13 protein-coding genes are annotated in these 16,046 nt (G+C 62.9%); 10 read left to right on the plus strand and 3 right to left on the minus strand.

The features are described 5' to 3' along the window. Nucleotides 1-2 precede the first annotated feature (2 nt). The 3 genes from tssK to tagH are packed head-to-tail and all read right to left on the minus strand — an operon-like array spanning nucleotide 3 to nucleotide 3,252. Nucleotides 3-1,337, minus strand: a complete 1,335-nt coding sequence (tssK, locus tag M2497_RS00285) for a type VI secretion system baseplate subunit TssK (protein WP_248485368.1) — start codon at nucleotides 1,335-1,337, stop codon at nucleotides 3-5. An 18-nt stretch (nucleotides 1,338-1,355) separates the two neighbouring features. Beyond that, on the minus strand, nucleotides 1,356-1,865 hold the full coding sequence (tssJ, locus tag M2497_RS00290; protein WP_248485369.1) for a type VI secretion system lipoprotein TssJ: 510 nt from the start codon (nucleotides 1,863-1,865) through the stop codon (nucleotides 1,356-1,358). A 52-nt stretch (nucleotides 1,866-1,917) separates the two neighbouring features. Next, nucleotides 1,918-3,252, minus strand: coding sequence for a type VI secretion system-associated FHA domain protein TagH (gene tagH / locus M2497_RS00295; protein WP_248485370.1), 1,335 nt, complete (start codon nucleotides 3,250-3,252; stop codon nucleotides 1,918-1,920). 394 nt (nucleotides 3,253-3,646) lie between these two features. Between tagH and tssA the strand changes: the two genes are divergently transcribed. From tssA to M2497_RS00345, 10 genes are all read left to right on the plus strand, one after another. Continuing rightward, a complete protein-coding gene (gene tssA, locus M2497_RS00300; protein ID WP_248485372.1) occupies nucleotides 3,647-4,666 on the plus strand; it encodes a type VI secretion system protein TssA in 1,020 nt (339 codons plus the stop codon). Between the two features lie 54 nt (nucleotides 4,667-4,720). Beyond that, nucleotides 4,721-5,227: a type VI secretion system contractile sheath small subunit gene (tssB, locus tag M2497_RS00305; RefSeq protein WP_010207547.1), complete on the plus strand. Its 507-nt coding sequence runs from the start codon at nucleotides 4,721-4,723 to the stop codon at nucleotides 5,225-5,227. Between the two features lie 2 nt (nucleotides 5,228-5,229). Then, nucleotides 5,230-6,729: a type VI secretion system contractile sheath large subunit gene (gene tssC / locus M2497_RS00310; protein WP_058424268.1), complete on the plus strand. Its 1,500-nt coding sequence runs from the start codon at nucleotides 5,230-5,232 to the stop codon at nucleotides 6,727-6,729. A gap of 171 nt (nucleotides 6,730-6,900) precedes the next feature. Further along, nucleotides 6,901-7,389 carry a type VI secretion system tube protein Hcp gene (locus M2497_RS00315; protein WP_005792512.1) on the plus strand — a complete coding sequence of 163 codons (489 nt, stop codon included), beginning with the start codon at nucleotides 6,901-6,903 and terminating at the stop codon, nucleotides 7,387-7,389. Between the two features lie 78 nt (nucleotides 7,390-7,467). Further along, nucleotides 7,468-7,983 (plus strand): type VI secretion system baseplate subunit TssE, encoded by a 516-nt coding sequence (gene tssE, locus M2497_RS00320; protein WP_058424463.1) that lies wholly within the window; start codon nucleotides 7,468-7,470, stop codon nucleotides 7,981-7,983. Next, on the plus strand, nucleotides 7,980-9,839 hold the full coding sequence (gene tssF, locus M2497_RS00325; protein WP_248485374.1) for a type VI secretion system baseplate subunit TssF: 1,860 nt from the start codon (nucleotides 7,980-7,982) through the stop codon (nucleotides 9,837-9,839). Before tssE ends, tssF begins: the two co-directional genes overlap by 4 nt. After that, a complete protein-coding gene (gene tssG / locus M2497_RS00330; RefSeq protein WP_248485375.1) occupies nucleotides 9,803-10,846 on the plus strand; it encodes a type VI secretion system baseplate subunit TssG in 1,044 nt (347 codons plus the stop codon). The genes tssF and tssG overlap by 37 nt, the downstream gene beginning before the upstream one ends. Beyond that, nucleotides 10,839-13,496 (plus strand): type VI secretion system ATPase TssH, encoded by a 2,658-nt coding sequence (gene tssH, locus M2497_RS00335; RefSeq protein WP_248485376.1) that lies wholly within the window; start codon nucleotides 10,839-10,841, stop codon nucleotides 13,494-13,496. The genes tssG and tssH overlap by 8 nt, the downstream gene beginning before the upstream one ends. Nucleotides 13,497-13,652: 156 nt before the next feature. Next, nucleotides 13,653-15,593: a type VI secretion system Vgr family protein gene (locus tag M2497_RS00340; RefSeq protein WP_248485377.1), complete on the plus strand. Its 1,941-nt coding sequence runs from the start codon at nucleotides 13,653-13,655 to the stop codon at nucleotides 15,591-15,593. 14 nt (nucleotides 15,594-15,607) lie between these two features. Next, a complete protein-coding gene (locus M2497_RS00345; protein ID WP_071488101.1) occupies nucleotides 15,608-16,042 on the plus strand; it encodes a DcrB-related protein in 435 nt (144 codons plus the stop codon). Nucleotides 16,043-16,046 lie beyond the last annotated feature (4 nt).

Genomic DNA, 16,046 nt, shown 5'->3' on the forward strand with positions numbered 1-16,046 from the left:
GATTATCCTCGGATCGCCCAGAAGGCCAGGTTCAAGCCCGGGAACTGCCCGGCGATATGGAAGGCAAAACCGCCGGAATTGCCCAGCTGTTGCCAGGCCTCGCTGCCGCGATCCAGCTCGTAATAGGTCGAACCTGCGTGATACGGCAATTGGCGCGGCGCCACTGGCAGCGGCAACAGGCTGATGCCCGGCAGTTGCAGGTTGACCAGGTCGCGGATGTGCTCCACCGAGCCGACTTTGCTCTGCTGGCCGAAGCGTGCGCGCAGGGTTTCGCCGGGCACATCGGCGCGCACCACCAGGATGAAACTGGCGTTGTCGAGCAGGGTCTTGTCGGCCAGCATCGCCACGTGCACGCCGTAGGCTTTCTCGACAATCGGGATTGGCGTGGCCTTGCTGTCGATCAGCATCGACAGCGCTTCGCGCAATGCCGCCATCACCGGCGCGAAGCTCAGGGCCAGGTCGTCGTGCTGGTACTGCGGGTATTCCTGGGGGCGACGGCCGGAGGTGGAGAAGGTCGAGAACTCGCCGGCCAGGCTGACCAGCTCGCTGAAGAAGCGCTCCGGGTGCAACGGGCTCAACTGGCTCAAATGCTGGACCAGCGGTTGGGCACGGTTGACCAGTTGCAGCAGCATGAAGTCGGCAATCTCCGACGCGCCACCGGCGCCCGATGCCACCACCCGCCCCGCCAGAGCTTCGCCGCGCTGGTGCAGCAGGCCGAGCAGTTCGCTGCGAAAGGCGGTGAGCGGTTTGCTCGCGGCCACATCCAATACCGGCGGGATGTAGGTGTCATCGAGCACCAATGCGCGGTCGGCACGTTTTTCCTTGATGCGCACCAGGCCCACGGCGGCGTAATCGCTGATGCCATCCTGGGCGGTGAGCAGGCGCAGGGCGCGGGAACCCACGGCCACCGGGGCGCGGTTTTCGAAGGGTGCGTTGTCATCGCGCACTTCGCGCACCTGGCTCACATAACGCGCAGCCTCCAGGGCTTCGCCTTCATCCACGGTATCGCGGGCGCCGGCGCGCTTGAGCGGCAGGGCTAGGTACACCAGGCCGTCGCGCAGGTTGTCGTCGATGTTCAGCGGGCTTGGTGCCAGGTCATCCTGGGGGATATTGAACGGCGTACCGTCGGGCAACAGGCCACGCGCCGATACGATCGCCAGCTTGCCCTGGGCCAGCAGGCCCTGGTCGATCAGCAGCTCGGAAAACCCCCAGGCGCCTGCGGACAACGGGCGGCTGCGGGCATCGATCAGGTTTTCCAGGTAACGGTCATGCTGCTGGAAGTGCTGCGTTCCGATGAACATGCCTTCCGACCAGACCACGCGATTGTTCCAGGACATGGGGGCTCCGATTGCTTCTTATTGGGCAGGGCTGGATGGGGTGGCCACGACGTCGGCGCGCACAGCACGCACATCGAGGCTGATCTGGTATTCGGTGTACTGGCGCGCGGGCACGTTGAGCACCGTACGCCATTGCGCACGATCCAACTCGCGATAGCCCACCAGCAAGCCGATCTGGCGCGTGGACGGGTCGAGGTCGCGCTGGATGCTCAGTTGCTCGCCGGGTTGCACCATCACTTCGTCCTGGTCCAGCAGGTCCAGGCCCAGTGTGGATTGCGCACGGTCGGCCAGGGCGAAGTAATCGGAGCGGGCGAAGGTGGCGGCATTTTTCAGTTCGAAAATGCGCACCCGCACCGGGGCGGCCTGGCCGTTGGCGCCGGGGTTAAGCCCGCTGATCGCATGAAAGTGCAGCTCGACGGCGGCCGTATCCACTTCGGCCTCGGCGGCTGTTTCGGGTTTGACGGCGTCTTTGGCACACGCCGTCAGCAGAAACACGGTGGCGACTGCGAGTAAAAACCTGGGAATCATCCTGCGTCCTCAATGACGTAATTAGCTATCCGTTAAATCCATGTGCTGCGGTTCAGCGTCGCTGTCGTGCGCTGTGTTCTTCGTAGGCTCGGCTGAATTCGCGGCCGAACAGGTCCTGGAAATCTTCCTGGGCCTCGCGGGAAATATTGCTGTAGAGCTCGGTGAACTGCTGCCAGTACTGGGCCTGGCGCGAGCCATTGAAAAGGCTCGACAGCCCGCCGGGCTTGCCCATGCGCTCTTCCAGTTGGGCCGGTTCGAAGCGACTGAGCAGGTGCTTGATCGCCGCTTCCACGCCGGCCATCACCGCCAACTGGTGGGCACGCAGGTCGTTGAAACTGTCGCGCACGGCGAGGTCGGGTGCCATAAACGCCTGGTTGCCGTGGCGCAGGAGCAGCAGTAACGCTTCGTCGGCATTCGGGGCGAATTTCAACGGATTGTTTTCTGCCGGCTGGATCATGGTCTGCTGCATGCGAAACTCGCCCTTGAGGCTGGCACGGGCCCGCAGCACGTCGATCAGGCCTTCGACCATCAGACGGTAGCTGCGGCCGATGTTTTCCATCTGGGCCTCGGCCTGGGCTTTGTCCAGGCGCAGTTGATCCAGGCCCGCGCCGCGCAGGAAGGCTTGCAGCAGGTCCGGTTGCTGGCTGTCGGCCACGGGGGGCGAGGGCTCGACCACGGGGGGCGGCTGGATGACCGGTGGTGGCGCAGGTAGTGGCGCAGCGCTGACGACGGGTGCTGGCGTGTCGCCAAACAGGTCCCAGTCTTCGGGAATCACCGCGCCCGACACCACCGGCGGTGTCACTACCGGCACGGCCACTGGCGTCGGTGGACGGAAGTCATGTTGCTCGGAAGGCACATGATCCGCCACGGTGGGCGGCGGCACAGCGGTGGGGCTGAGGAAGTCGAACAGGTCCGGCAGCGTGTCCATCGATGAAGCGCCCTGGAACTGCGGCGCGATCACAGGGGTGGAAACAGGCACGGGCTTATTCGACACGGCACCCATCAGCGCTTCGAAACTGTTCGGCGCCTCGCCGGCAAACGGCTGGCTGTCGACGGCCTGTACGTTGAAATCGATACGCGCCTGGATCTCGTAATCGCCGATGCGGATCAGCTCGCCATCCTGCAACAGCTCGCTGTTACCTCTACGCAAACGAATACCGGCGTTAACCAACTCCACGCCGTTGGTACTGTTATCGGTTAAATAATAACGGCCATCTTTGTATTGAATAACGCAGTGCTGCGAGGAGACCAGACGCTCAGGATCAGGCAATACCCAGTCATTATCCGAGCTGCGGCCGATAGCCATCGAGCCCTGATTCATGGACTTTTCGGAGCACTGCCCAGGGGTAATCTTGTGATAACTAGTGATAGTCAAACACAGCGACATCTTGCCTCCTTGCTGATACTTCGCGCGCGGTCGATTCCCGGGACAGCGCTTCCCGGGATATCCCCATCAGGTCGAGCAATCGACCGTCCAAAACCTGCCAATACCAGCATGATCGCTGATCTTAACTGGGCTCTATGACAAAAATCCTGTCCCGGTACGTCGTTCGACCCACTAGTCGCGCAGGTTGTTAAGCACCGCACATCTGTCACAGAGGGCGAATAGCTTACCTTGACAAGGCATAAGTACTACACCAAAAATGCACAACTTCTTGAATACCAGTGATGGCACATTAGTGGCGTCTTGCTTATATGACCAAGAAAACATGCAAAGTTCCTTGCGCAACTAATGCATGAATTGCCCGCCATCTAACGGGCTGATAGGGAGATCAAATTCAGTGGATGTGCCGTTGCTGCTCACCGCCGTTTCCGCGACTTCGCCCTGTGGCGAAGACATGGAATATGACGCGCAATTTCTGCAATTGGAGCGTGATGCCAAGGGCCAACCCGAGCGCAGCATGGGCGACTCGATCCTGCCCGCTGAACCGCCGGAATGGCGCAGCATCCAGCAGCAAAGCCTCGACTTGCTCGCGCGCAGCAAAGACCTGCGCATCACCCATTTCCTGCTGCAAAGCGCCCTCGCCCTCCAAGGCGTGGCCGGCCTGGCCGAAGCGCTGACGCTGATCGATGCGTTGCTGCGTGATTACTGGTCCGACCTGCACCCGCGCCTGGACGCCGACGACGCTAACGACCCCACCGTACGCATCAACGCCCTCACCGGCCTGACCTGCGACACCAATATCCGCCTGCTGCGCGAAAGCATCCTCACGCGCTCGCGCACCTTCGGCCCCGTGAGCCTGCGCGCCGCGCTCAACGCCAGTGGCCTGTTGAGCTTCCCCGATGAACAACTCGGCGCGCAGCAGCTCAACGCGGCGTTCCTCGACAGCGACCCCGAGCAGATACAGGCCACCCGCGACGCGCTGATCGCGGCGCGTGCGGCGTGCGAAGCCATCGAACAACAGGTCAACGATCAGGTCGGTTCCGCCCAGGGCGTGGACCTCAGTGCCTTGAAGCAACCGCTCAAGCAGGCGTTGCAGATACTCAACCAAGCGGTGCCCGGCGCCGCCGGCAGCAGCGAACCCGAGGCTGTCAGTGACGACAATGCCCCCTCGGCCGACTTCGCCGCCGCCCTCGCAGCACCGCGTCCCGTTGGCGATATCGCCAGCCGCGACGATGTGCTGCGCAGCCTCGACAAGATCCTTGCGTACTACACCCGGCACGAGCCTTCGAGCCCGCTGCCGGTACTGTTGAACCGGGCAAAGAATCTGGTGCATGCCGACTTTGCGGCCATCGTGCGCAATCTGATTCCCGACGGCATGTCCCAATTTGAAAACCTGCGCGGGCCGGACGGCGAGTAAGCCATCCGACTGTGCAGTAACAACACCGTCGCTCAAGCGACCAGGAGCAGCAACGTGGCGAAGCAAAGTTCTCAGAAATTCATCGCGCGCAACCGTGCGCCTCGAGTGCAGATCGAGTACGACGTCGAGCTCTACGGCGCCGAGAAAAAAGTCCAGCTGCCCTTCGTAATGGGTGTGATGGCCGACCTCGCCGGCAAGCCTGCCGAGCCGTTGGCGCCGGTGGCCGACCGCAAGTTCCTTGAAGTGGACGTCGACAACTTCGACTCGCGCCTCAAGGCCATGCAGCCGCGCGTGGCCTTCCACGTCCCCAACGAGCTGACCGGCGAAGGCAACCTGAGCCTGGACATCACCTTCGAAAGCATGGACGACTTCAGCCCGGCCGCCGTGGCCCGCAAGGTCGACTCGCTGAACCAACTGCTCGAAGCCCGCACCCAGCTGGCCAACCTGCTGACCTACATGGACGGCAAGACTGGCGCTGAAGAAATCATCATGAAGGCGATCAAGGACCCGGCACTGCTGCAAGCACTTGCCAGCGCGCCTAAGCCTGCAGGGGACCAGTAATCATGACTGACAATACCGCCCGCGAAGGCTCCCAGATCCTGGGCACCCAGACCGAGGAAGCCAGCGAGTTCGCCAACCTGCTGCTGCAAGAGTTCAAGCCCAAGACCGAGCGCGCCCGCGAAGCCGTGGAAACTGCCGTGCGCACCCTGGCCGAACAGGCCCTGGCGCAAACCGACCTGGTGTCCAATGACGCGATCAAGTCGATCGAATCGATCATCGCTGCCATCGACGCCAAGCTGACCGCCCAGGTCAACCAGATCATCCACCACCCGGATTTCCAACAGCTGGAAAGCGCCTGGCGTGGCCTGCACTACCTGGTCAACAACACCGAGAGCGATGAGCAGCTCAAGATCCGCGTGCTCAACATCTCCAAGCCGGACCTGCACAAGACCCTGAAGAAATTCAAGGGCACCGCATGGGACCAGAGCCCGATCTTCAAGAAGATGTACGAAGAAGAATACGGCCAGTTCGGCGGCGAACCCTACGGCTGCCTGGTGGGCGACTACTACTTCGACCAGTCGCCACCCGACGTGGAACTGCTGGGCGAACTGTCGAAAGTCTGCGCCGCCATGCACTCCCCGTTCATCGCTGCCGCTTCGCCGACCGTGATGGGCATGGGCTCGTGGCAAGAGCTGTCGAACCCGCGCGACCTGACCAAGATCTTCACCACCCCGGAATACGCCGGCTGGCGTTCGCTGCGTGAATCGGAAGACTCGCGCTACATCGGCCTGACCATGCCGCGCTTCCTGGCGCGCCTGCCGTACGGTGCCAAGACCGACCCGGTGGAGGCCTTCGCCTTCGAAGAAAACACCGACGGTGCCGACAGTTCCAAGTACACCTGGGCCAACGCCGCGTACGCGATGGCGGTGAACATCAACCGCTCGTTCAAGCACTACGGCTGGTGCTCGCGCATCCGTGGCATCGAGTCTGGCGGCGAAGTGGAAAACCTGCCGGCCCACACGTTCCCGACCGATGACGGTGGCGTGGACATGAAGTGCCCGACCGAAATCGCCATCAGCGACCGTCGTGAGGCGGAGCTGGCGAAGAACGGTTTCATGCCGCTGCTGCACAAGAAAAATACCGACTTCGCCGCGTTCATTGGCGCGCAGTCGTTGCAGAAACCGGCCGAATACGATGACCCGGACGCCACCGCCAACGCCAACCTGGCCGCGCGCCTGCCGTACCTGTTCGCCACCTGCCGTTTCGCTCACTACTTGAAGTGCATCGTGCGCGACAAGATCGGTTCCTTCAAAGAGAAGGACGAGATGCAGCGCTGGTTGCAGGACTGGATCCTCAACTACGTGGACGGTGACCCGGCGCACTCCACCGAAACCACCAAGGCCCAGCACCCATTGGCTGCCGCCGAAGTGATCGTGGAAGAAGTCGAAGGCAACCCGGGGTACTACAACTCCAAGTTCTACCTGCGTCCGCACTACCAGCTCGAAGGGCTGACGGTGTCGCTGCGCCTGGTATCGAAGCTGCCTTCGGCGAAAAGCGCCTAAACCACCGATGAGCTAGCTCTTCTGTGGGAGGGGGCTTGCCCCCGATGGCATCACCGGGGTGTAACTGACACACCGAGGTGCCTGCATCGGGGGCAAGCCCCCTCCCACACAAAAGCACTGCCCATTTGGAGTTAATCAAATTCAGTGGCCCACGCCACACAGGGAGAAAACATGGCTGTTGATATTTTCATCAAGATCGGCGACATCAAGGGCGAGTCCATGGACAAGGCCCACAAGGACGAAATCGACGTGCTGAACTGGAGCTGGGGCATGGCCCAGTCCGGCAACATGCACGTGGGCGGCGGTGGCGGCGCGGGCAAGGTGAATATCCAGGACCTGTCGCTGACCAAATACGTCGACAAGGCTTCGCCGAACCTGATGATGCACTGCGCCAGCGGCAAGCACATCGACAAGGTCAAGCTGACCGTGCGCAAGGCCGGTGGCGAAAGCCAGGTCGAGTACATGGTGATCAACCTGGAGGAAGTGCTGGTCACCTCGCTGAGCACCGGCGGTTCGGGCACCGATGACCGCTTGACCGAGAACGTGACCCTGAACTTCGCCCAAGTGATGGTCGACTACCAGCCGCAGAAAGCCGACGGCACCAAAGACGGCGGCGCGATCAAGTTTGGCTGGAACATCCGTTCCAACACCAAGCGCTGATAGCCTTTATGGCCGTGGCATCGCGCCACGGCCATACGTCCTCTGTCCCTCTCGCAACCCGTCCGTGGAGCTGCTTTGGTGATCACTGAAATCGCTTCCCGCGACCGTCTGCAACCGTCCCTGTTGGACCGGCTGACGGACGACGATCCAACCAACCCCAAGGAAAGCGCCGACAAACGCGTGCTGTCCCTGACCCAATTGAAAGCCTCGGTACTGCGTGACCTGGCGTGGCTGCTCAACACCACGTCGTTGCTCGATGCCGATGCCACGCTGCACACCCCGGCCGGCACCTCGGTGGTCAATTACGGCCTGCCGGCGCTGGCGGGCAACAGTGTTTCCAGCGTGGATATCAAGGCGCTGGAAGCCCTGATCTACCAGGCCATCGCCACCTTTGAGCCGCGCATTCTGCGCCACACCCTGCGTGTCAAAGCCCGTGTCGGCCATGGCGAGATGAACCACAACGCCCTGAGTTTCGAGATCGAAGGCGACCTGTGGGCCCAGCCGGTGCCGTTGCGCCTGTTGCTGCAAACCGACCTCGACCTGGAATCCGGCCACGTACGCGTGGTCAATGCCGACCAGCGGAGGCGCCCATGAACCCGCGCCTGCTGGAGCTGTACAACCAGGAACTGCACCACGTGCGCGAAAGCGCCGCGGAGTTCGCCAAGGAATACCCGAAGATCGCCAGTCGGCTGACCCTGTCCGGTATGGACTGCGCCGACCCGTACGTCGAACGCTTGCTCGAAGGCTTTGCCTACCTCACGGCCCGCGTGCAGCTCAAGCTCGACGCCGAGTACCCGACCTTCACCCACAACCTGTTGGAAATCGCCTACCCGCACTACCTGGCACCGACACCGTCGATGACGGTGGTGCAGTTGCAGACCGACCCGGACGAAGGCTCGCTGGCCAGTGGTTTCCCGCTGCCTCGCGACACCGTATTGCGCGCTGCGCTGGGCCGCGAAACCCAGACCTGCTGCGAGTACCGCACCGCGCACCCGGTGACGTTGTGGCCGTTGCAGGTGAGCAACGCCGAGTACTTCGGCAACCCCGCCGCTGTGTTGGGCCGCCTGGCCGCCAGCGAGCCGAAAGCCAAGGCCGGCCTGCGCCTGACCCTGCGCACCGGTGCCGAGCTGCCGTTCAACAGCCTCGACCTGGATAATCTGCCGCTGTACCTCAGTGGCGCCGACGAGCAACCCTTCCGCCTCTACGAGCAACTGCTGGGCAACGCCTGCGCGGTGTTTGCGCGCAAGCCGGGTGGCGATTGGGTCGAGCGCCTGCCCCAGGACGCGTTGCGCTCCCGAGGCTTCGACGACGCCGACGCGGCCATGCCGGTGGTGGCGCGGGCCTTCCAGGGCTATCGCCTGCTGCAGGAATACTTCGCCCTGCCCCACCGCTTCCTGTTCGTCGAGTTCGCCGAGCTGAGCCGTGCGGTCAAGCGTTGTGACGGCCAGGAGCTGGAACTGATTGTGCTGTTCGACCGCCACGAACCGAGCCTTGAAGGCAGCGTCGGGGCAGCGCAGTTCCTGCCGTTCTGTACCCCGGCAATCAACCTGTTTCCCAAGCGCGTGGACCGGATCCACTTGTCCGACCGGGTCAACGAGCACCATGTGATCGCCGACCGCACGCGGCCGATGGATTTCGAGATTCACTCCTTGAGCGGCATCACCGGCCACGGCACCGGGCCGGAGCAACCGTTTTTGCCGTTCTACGCGGTGCGCGACCCGTCGCGTTATGGCCGTGACCAGGCCTATTACACCGTGCGCCGCGAGCCGCGCGTACTGTCCAGCGACCAGCGCCGCAACGGGCCGCGCTCCACCTATGTGGGCAGCGAAACCTTTGTCAGCCTGGTGGACAGCCGGCAGTCGCCGTACCGCCACGATCTGCGCCAGCTCGGCGTGACCGCGCTGTGCACCAACCGCGATCTGCCGTTGTTCATGAGCGTGGGCAACGGCAAGACCGACTTCACCCTGGCCGACAGCGCGCCGGTATTGTCGGTGCGCTGCGTGGCAGGCCCGAGCCGCCCGCGCCCCAGCCACGCGCATGACGCCAAGGCCTGGCGCCTGATCAGCCAGCTCTCGCTCAACTATTTGTCCCTGAGCGAACAGGGCCAGGGCGCCGGCGCCTTGCGCGAACTGCTGCGCCTGTACGGCGACAGCAACGACGCCGCGCTGCAATTGCAGATCGAAGGCCTGCGCGACGTCAGTAGCAAAGCCGTGACTCGACGCCTGCCGATGCCCGGCCCGATCGTGTTCGGCCGAGGCCTGGAGATCACCCTGGAATTCGATGAAAACGCGTTTCGCGGCACCGGCGTGTTCCTGCTCGGTGCGGTATTGGAACGCTTCCTGGCACGCTACGTGTCGATCAACAGTTTTACCGAGACGGTGATCCGTACCACCGAACGCGGCGAGATCATGCGATGGAAAGCCAAGCCCGGACGTCGTCCGACCCTGTGAGTACCCTGGATGCGATGCACCAGGAGCCCTGGGAATACGATTTCTTCCAGGCGCTGCGGCGTATCGAGTGCGAATCGCCGGAGCTGCCGCGCCTGGGCCATTCCCTGCGCCTGGCGGATGACCCGCTGCGCCTGGGGCAACAGGCCGATTGCACCTTCGCCCCGGCTACGCTGGCCTCGGTCGACCCCGGCGGCGACGGCAAGCCGGCGCGCCTGGAGCAGTTCTTCTTCGGCCTTGGCGGCCCCAACGGCCCGTTGCCGCTGCACATCACCGAGTACGTGCGCGAGCGTCAGCGCAACAATGCCGACAGCACCAGCAAGCAGTTCCTGGATGTGTTCCACCATCGCCTGCTCAGCCTGTTCTACCGGGCCTGGGCCGAGGCGCGGCCAACGGTCAGCCACGACCGCCCGGAGGATGACTACTGGTCGGCACGCCTCGCCGCGCTGAGCGGCCGGGGCATGCCGAGCCTGCTGAATCAGGGGCTGATCCCGGATACCGCCAAGCTGCACTACAGCGGCCACCTGTCGGCGCAAACCCGCTACCCGGACGGCCTGAAGGCGATTCTCAGCGAGTATTTCGGCCTGCCGGTAGAGATCGAAGAGTACGTCGGCCAATGGCTGGAACTGCCCGAACGCAGCCGCGTGAGTGTGAGCGCCAACCGCCTGGGCGTGGACTTTTGCCTGGGCAGCTTCGTGTGGGACCGCCAGCACAAATTCCGCATCCGCCTGGGCCCGCTCACGCTGGATGACTACATGGGCATGCTGCCCGGCCACCAGCCATTCAACGAACTGGTGGCGTGGGTGGCCGAGTACCTGGGCCATGAACTGGACTGGGACCTGAACCTGGTTTTGCAACAACCCGAAGTCCCGGCGCTGCAACTCAACGGCCAGTTCCGCCTGGGCTTCAACACCTGGCTCGGTAAACCCGAGCATGACGCCAACGACCTAATCCTGGCCCGGCACTACGCCGACCACGCCACCACCTCAAGGAATCCAGAGCATGGGTGAAATCAGTCGCGCCGCACTGTTCGGCAAACTCAACAGCGTGGCCTACAAGGCCATCGAAGCCGCCACCGTGTTCTGCAAACTGCGGGGCAACCCGTATGTGGAACTGGCCCACTGGTTTCACCAGTTGCTGCAACTGCAGGACTCGGACCTGCACCGCATCATCCGCCAGTTCAACGTCGAGCCTGCACGCCTGGCCCGTGACCTTACCGAAGCGCTGGACCGCCTGCCGCGTGGCTCGACGTCGATCACCGACCTGTCGTCCCATGTGGAAGAAGCCGTCGAGCGCGGCTGGGTCTACGGCAGCCTGATGTTCGGCGAAAGCCAGGTGCGCACCGGTTACCTGGTGCTGGGCATCCTGAAAACGCCGAGCCTGCGTCACGCGCTGCTGGGTTTGTCCGCCGAATTCGACAAGATCAAGGCCGAGGCCCTGAGCGAACGCTTTGATGAATACGTGGGCGACTCGCCGGAAAACGCGCTCAGCGCCAGCGACGGTTTCAACGCCGGCGCCGTGCCGGGCGAAGCCAGCGGCGCGATGGCGCCGAGTGCGATGGGCAAGCAGGAAGCGCTCAAGCGCTTCACTGTCGACCTGACCGAACAGGCGCGCAGCGGCAAGCTTGATCCGATTGTTGGCCGCGATGAAGAGATCCGCCAACTGGTCGACATCCTTATGCGCCGCCGTCAGAACAACCCGATCCTCACCGGTGAAGCCGGCGTGGGCAAGACCGCCGTGGTCGAAGGCTTCGCCCTGCGCATTGTCGCCGGCGACGTGCCGCCAGCCTTGAAAGACGTGGAACTGCGCAGCCTCGATGTGGGCCTGCTGCAAGCCGGCGCCAGCATGAAAGGCGAGTTCGAACAGCGTCTGCGCCAGGTTATCGAAGACGTCCAGGCCTCGCCCAAGCCGATCATCCTGTTTATCGACGAAGCCCACACCCTGGTGGGTGCCGGTGGCGCCGCCGGAACAGGTGATGCCGCCAACCTGCTCAAGCCGGCCCTGGCCCGTGGCACCTTGCGCACCGTGGCCGCCACCACCTGGGCCGAGTACAAGAAGCACATCGAGAAAGACCCGGCCCTTACTCGCCGCTTCCAGGTCGTGCAGGTCGCCGAACCGTCGGAAGACAAGGCGCTGCTGATGATGCGCGGCGTGGCCTCGACCATGGAAAAACACCACCAGGTGCAGATCCTCGATGAAGCTCTGGAAGCGTCGGTGAAGCTGTCCCACCGCTACATCCCGGCGCGCCAGTTGCCGGACAAATCCGTGAGCCTGCTGGACACCGCCTGCGCCCGCGTCGCCATCAGCCTGCACGCGGTGCCGGCGGAAGTGGACGACAGCCGTCGTCGTATCGAGGCGTTGGAAACCGAGTTGCAGATCATTGCGCGTGAGCATGCCATCGGTATTGCGATTGGTGCACGCCAGACCAACACCGAGGCGCTGTTGAATACTGAGCGTGAGCGTCTGGCGACCTTGGAAAGCCGCTGGGCCGAAGAGAAAACCCTGGTCGATGAGTTGCTGGCGACCCGTGCAACGCTGCGCGAAAAAGCAGGCGTTGTGGACAGCGGCAACGATGAGTTGCGTGCTCAGTTGGTCGACCTGCAACAGCGCCTCACCGAACTGCAAGGCGAAACCCCGCTGATCCTGCCCACCGTGGATTACCAGGCCGTGGCCTCGGTGGTCGCCGACTGGACCGGCATTCCGGTGGGGCGCATGGCGCGTAATGAGCTGGAGACGGTGCTCAACCTCGACCAACACCTGAAGAAACGCATCATCGGCCAGGACCACGCCCTGCAGATGATCGCCAAGCGCATACAGACCTCCCGCGCCGGCCTCGACAACCCGAGCAAGCCGATTGGTGTGTTCATGCTCGCCGGCACCTCGGGGGTGGGCAAGACCGAAACCGCCCTGGCCCTGGCCGAAGCCATGTACGGCGGCGAGCAGAACGTCATCACCATCAACATGAGCGAATTCCAAGAGGCGCACACGGTGTCGACCCTCAAGGGCGCGCCACCGGGTTACATCGGCTACGGCGAAGGCGGCGTGCTGACCGAAGCGGTGCGGCGCAAGCCCTACAGCGTGGTGCTGCTGGACGAAGTGGAAAAAGCCCACCCGGACGTGCACGAGATCTTCTTCCAGGTGTTCGACAAGGGCGTGATGGAAGACGGCGAAGGCCGGGTGATCGACTTCAAGAATACCTTGATCCTGCTGACCACCAACGCCGGCACCGAGCTGATTTCCCACGTCTGCAAAGACCCGGCGAACATCCCTGAGCCGGAAGAAATCGCCAAGGCCCTGCGCCAGCCGCTGCTGGAGATCTTCCCGCCAGCCCTGCTCGGCCGCCTGGTGACCATTCCGTACTACCCGCTGAGCGACGAGATGCTCAAGGCGATCACCCGCCTGCAGCTCAACCGCATCAAGAAGCGTGTGGAGAACACTCACAAAGTGGCCTTCGACTACGACGACGCGGTGGTCGACCTGATCGTCTCGCGCTGCACCGAAACCGAAAGCGGCGGGCGCATGATCGATACCATCCTCACCAACAGCCTTCTGCCGGACATGAGCCGTGAGTTCCTCACGCGCATGCTGGAGGGCAAGGCGTTGGCGGGTGTGCGCATCAGCAGCCGGGATAACGAGCTGCATTACGACTTCAGCGATTGACCTGTCGAAATGTGATTAAAATTGTGGGAGGGGGCTTGCCCCCGATGGCGTCGGGTCAGCCAGAAATTTCTAACCTGATACACCGCTATCGGGGGCAAGCCCCCTCCCACACTTGATTCGGTTTCTTCAGTTATCAAGTCATTTACGGGTTAACCGATGCTATTCAACCAAGCCTCACGCCTGGCCAAGATCACCAGCCCCCTCGGGCCGGATGTGCTGCTGCTCAATGAAATGGGCGGCGGCGAAGAGCTGGGCAGGCTGTTCAGTTACGAGCTGCAACTGACGTCCCTGGACGCCAACATCGACCTCAACCAGTTGCTCGGCAAACCCATGAGCGTGGGCCTGCAACTGGCGGACGGCGGTGAACGGCACTTCCACGGCATCGTCGCGCGGTGCAGCCAGAACATCGACCAGGGCCAGTTCGCCAGTTACCAGGTGACCCTGCGTCCGTGGCTGTGGCTGCTCAGCCGTACCTCCGACTGCCGGATTTTCCAGAACCTGAGCATCCCGCAGATCATCAAGCAGGTGTTTCGCGACCTAGGCTTTTCCGATTTCGAAGACGCCCTGAGCCGGCCGTACCGCGAGTGGGAATACTGCGTGCAGTACCGCGAGACCAGCTTCGATTTCGTCAGCCGCTTGATGGAACAGGAAGGCATCTACTACTTCTTCCGCCACGAGCAAGACCGCCATGTGCTGGTGCTGGCCGATGCCTACGGCGCCCACACCACGGTGCCGGGCTACGCGTCGATCCCGTATTACCCCAAGGACGAACAGCAGCGCGAACGCGACCACATGCACAACTGGCACCTGGCGCAGGAGGTGCAGCCCGGTTCGCTGGAACTCAACGACTACGACTTCCAGCGCCCCAGCGCCAGCATCGACGTGCGCTCGGCCATGCCGCGCCCGCACACCGCCGGCGACTACCCGCTGTACGACTACCCCGGCACCTACGTGCAAAGCGAAGACGGCGAACATTACGCGCGCACCCGCATCGAAGCCCTGCAAACCCTGCATGAACAGATCGAGTTCAGCGGCAATGCGCGGGGGTTGGGTTCGGGGCATTTGTTCAGCCTCACCGGCTTCAGCCGCCAGGACCAGAACCGCGAATACCTGATCGTCGGTTGCCGCTACTACATCGTCCAGGAAAGCCTGGAAAGCGGCGGCGGCTCGGGCTCGGCACAGTTCGAAAGCAGCCTTACCTGCATCGACGCCCAGCAAAGCTTCCGTCCGCTGGCCAACACCCATCGGCCCATCGTCAAAGGCCCGCAAACCGCGCTGGTGGTCGGCCCCAAGGGCGAGGAAATCTGGACTGACCAATACGGCCGCGTGAAGGTGCACTTCTACTGGGACCGCCACGACCAATCCAACGAGAACAGCTCGTGCTGGATTCGCGTGTCGCAATCCTGGGCCGGCAAGAACTGGGGTTCGATGCAGATTCCACGGATCGGCCAGGAAGTGATTGTGAGCTTTCTGGAAGGTGATCCCGACCGACCGATCATCACCGGGCGGGTGTACAACGCCGAGCAGACCGTGCCTTACGACCTGCCGGAAAACGCCACCCAGAGCGGCATGAAAAGCCGTTCGAGCAAGGGCGGCACGCCGGCCAACTTCAATGAAATCCGCATGGAGGACAAGAAGGGGTTGGAGCAGTTATATATCCATGCCGAGCGCAACCAGGACATCGTGGTCGAGGTGGATGAGAGCCATTCGGTGGGGCATGACCGCAACAAGAGCATCGGCCACAACGAGACGGTGACCATCGGCAACAACCGCCTGCGCATCGTCAAGCAGGAAGACATCCTCTCGGTGGGCCAGCGCAAGACTGACAGCATCAGCCAGAGCTACGTCATCGAAGTGGGCGAAAACCTGCGGCTGGTGTGCGGCGAAAGCATCCTGGAGTTGAACGCCAGCGGACAGATCAACCTCACCGGCGTGCAGATCAGCTTCTATGCCAGCGGCGACGCCGAGTTCAACACCGGCGGCGTGCTGCACCTGAACAACGGTGGCGGCCCCGGCGCCACACCCGATGGCCAGGGCCAGAAAGCCGCCATCGACGCCAATATCAAAGCCGCGTTCCCCGCGCCTAAAAGCTCCTGACGAGACCTGTTCTCATGACGTATCGAATCAACGAATTCCAGTTTCAACTGCCCGCCAGCGAGTTGCAGGACGCGACGATCAATATCCTCAAGTTCCCTGAATTGGGCACCTCCCTGATCGTCAGCCGTAGCCTGCTCGCCGAGGGTGAAACCCTGCACAGCAACTTCAATGACCAGCTCCAGCGCCTGGAAAAACAGGTACAGGATCTGCGTTATCAGCCGGGCGTTGATGTGCGCCTGGGCGCCGCGCAAGAGGTCGAAGGCATTGAGCTGCGCAGCCAGTTCAACAAGGGCAATGACAAGGTGTTCCAGTATCAACTGGCGCTAGTGCTACCGGGTACGCGCAAGATGCTTGCCTTGAGTTACGTGAAAGCCGACAAGCTCGGGGATGCCGAGGCGGCGCATTGGTCGACGATCAAGGGCTCGCTCGTGTTCGACGTCCCCCAGTGAAGCG

Source organism: Pseudomonas sp. CYM-20-01, from assembly GCF_023169845.1.
Lineage (GTDB): Bacteria > Pseudomonadota > Gammaproteobacteria > Pseudomonadales > Pseudomonadaceae > Aquipseudomonas > Aquipseudomonas azotoformans.

Excerpts from the sequence above, each read along its gene's own strand:
- tssH (WP_248485376.1), top strand. The coding sequence starts at position 10,839 with ATGGGTGAAATCAGTCGCGCCGCACTGTTCGGCAAACTCAACAGCGTG.
- tssK (WP_248485368.1), bottom strand. The coding sequence starts at position 1,337 with ATGTCCTGGAACAATCGCGTGGTCTGGTCGGAAGGCATGTTCATCGGA.
- tssG (WP_248485375.1), top strand. The coding sequence starts at position 9,803 with ATGGAAAGCCAAGCCCGGACGTCGTCCGACCCTGTGAGTACCCTGGAT.
- tagH (WP_248485370.1), bottom strand. The coding sequence starts at position 3,252 with ATGTCGCTGTGTTTGACTATCACTAGTTATCACAAGATTACCCCTGGG.
- M2497_RS00345 (WP_071488101.1), top strand. The coding sequence starts at position 15,608 with ATGACGTATCGAATCAACGAATTCCAGTTTCAACTGCCCGCCAGCGAG.
- tssJ (WP_248485369.1), bottom strand. The coding sequence starts at position 1,865 with ATGATTCCCAGGTTTTTACTCGCAGTCGCCACCGTGTTTCTGCTGACG.
- M2497_RS00340 (WP_248485377.1), top strand. The coding sequence starts at position 13,653 with ATGCTATTCAACCAAGCCTCACGCCTGGCCAAGATCACCAGCCCCCTC.
- tssC (WP_058424268.1), top strand. The coding sequence starts at position 5,230 with ATGACTGACAATACCGCCCGCGAAGGCTCCCAGATCCTGGGCACCCAG.
- M2497_RS00315 (WP_005792512.1), top strand. The coding sequence starts at position 6,901 with ATGGCTGTTGATATTTTCATCAAGATCGGCGACATCAAGGGCGAGTCC.
- tssF (WP_248485374.1), top strand. The coding sequence starts at position 7,980 with ATGAACCCGCGCCTGCTGGAGCTGTACAACCAGGAACTGCACCACGTG.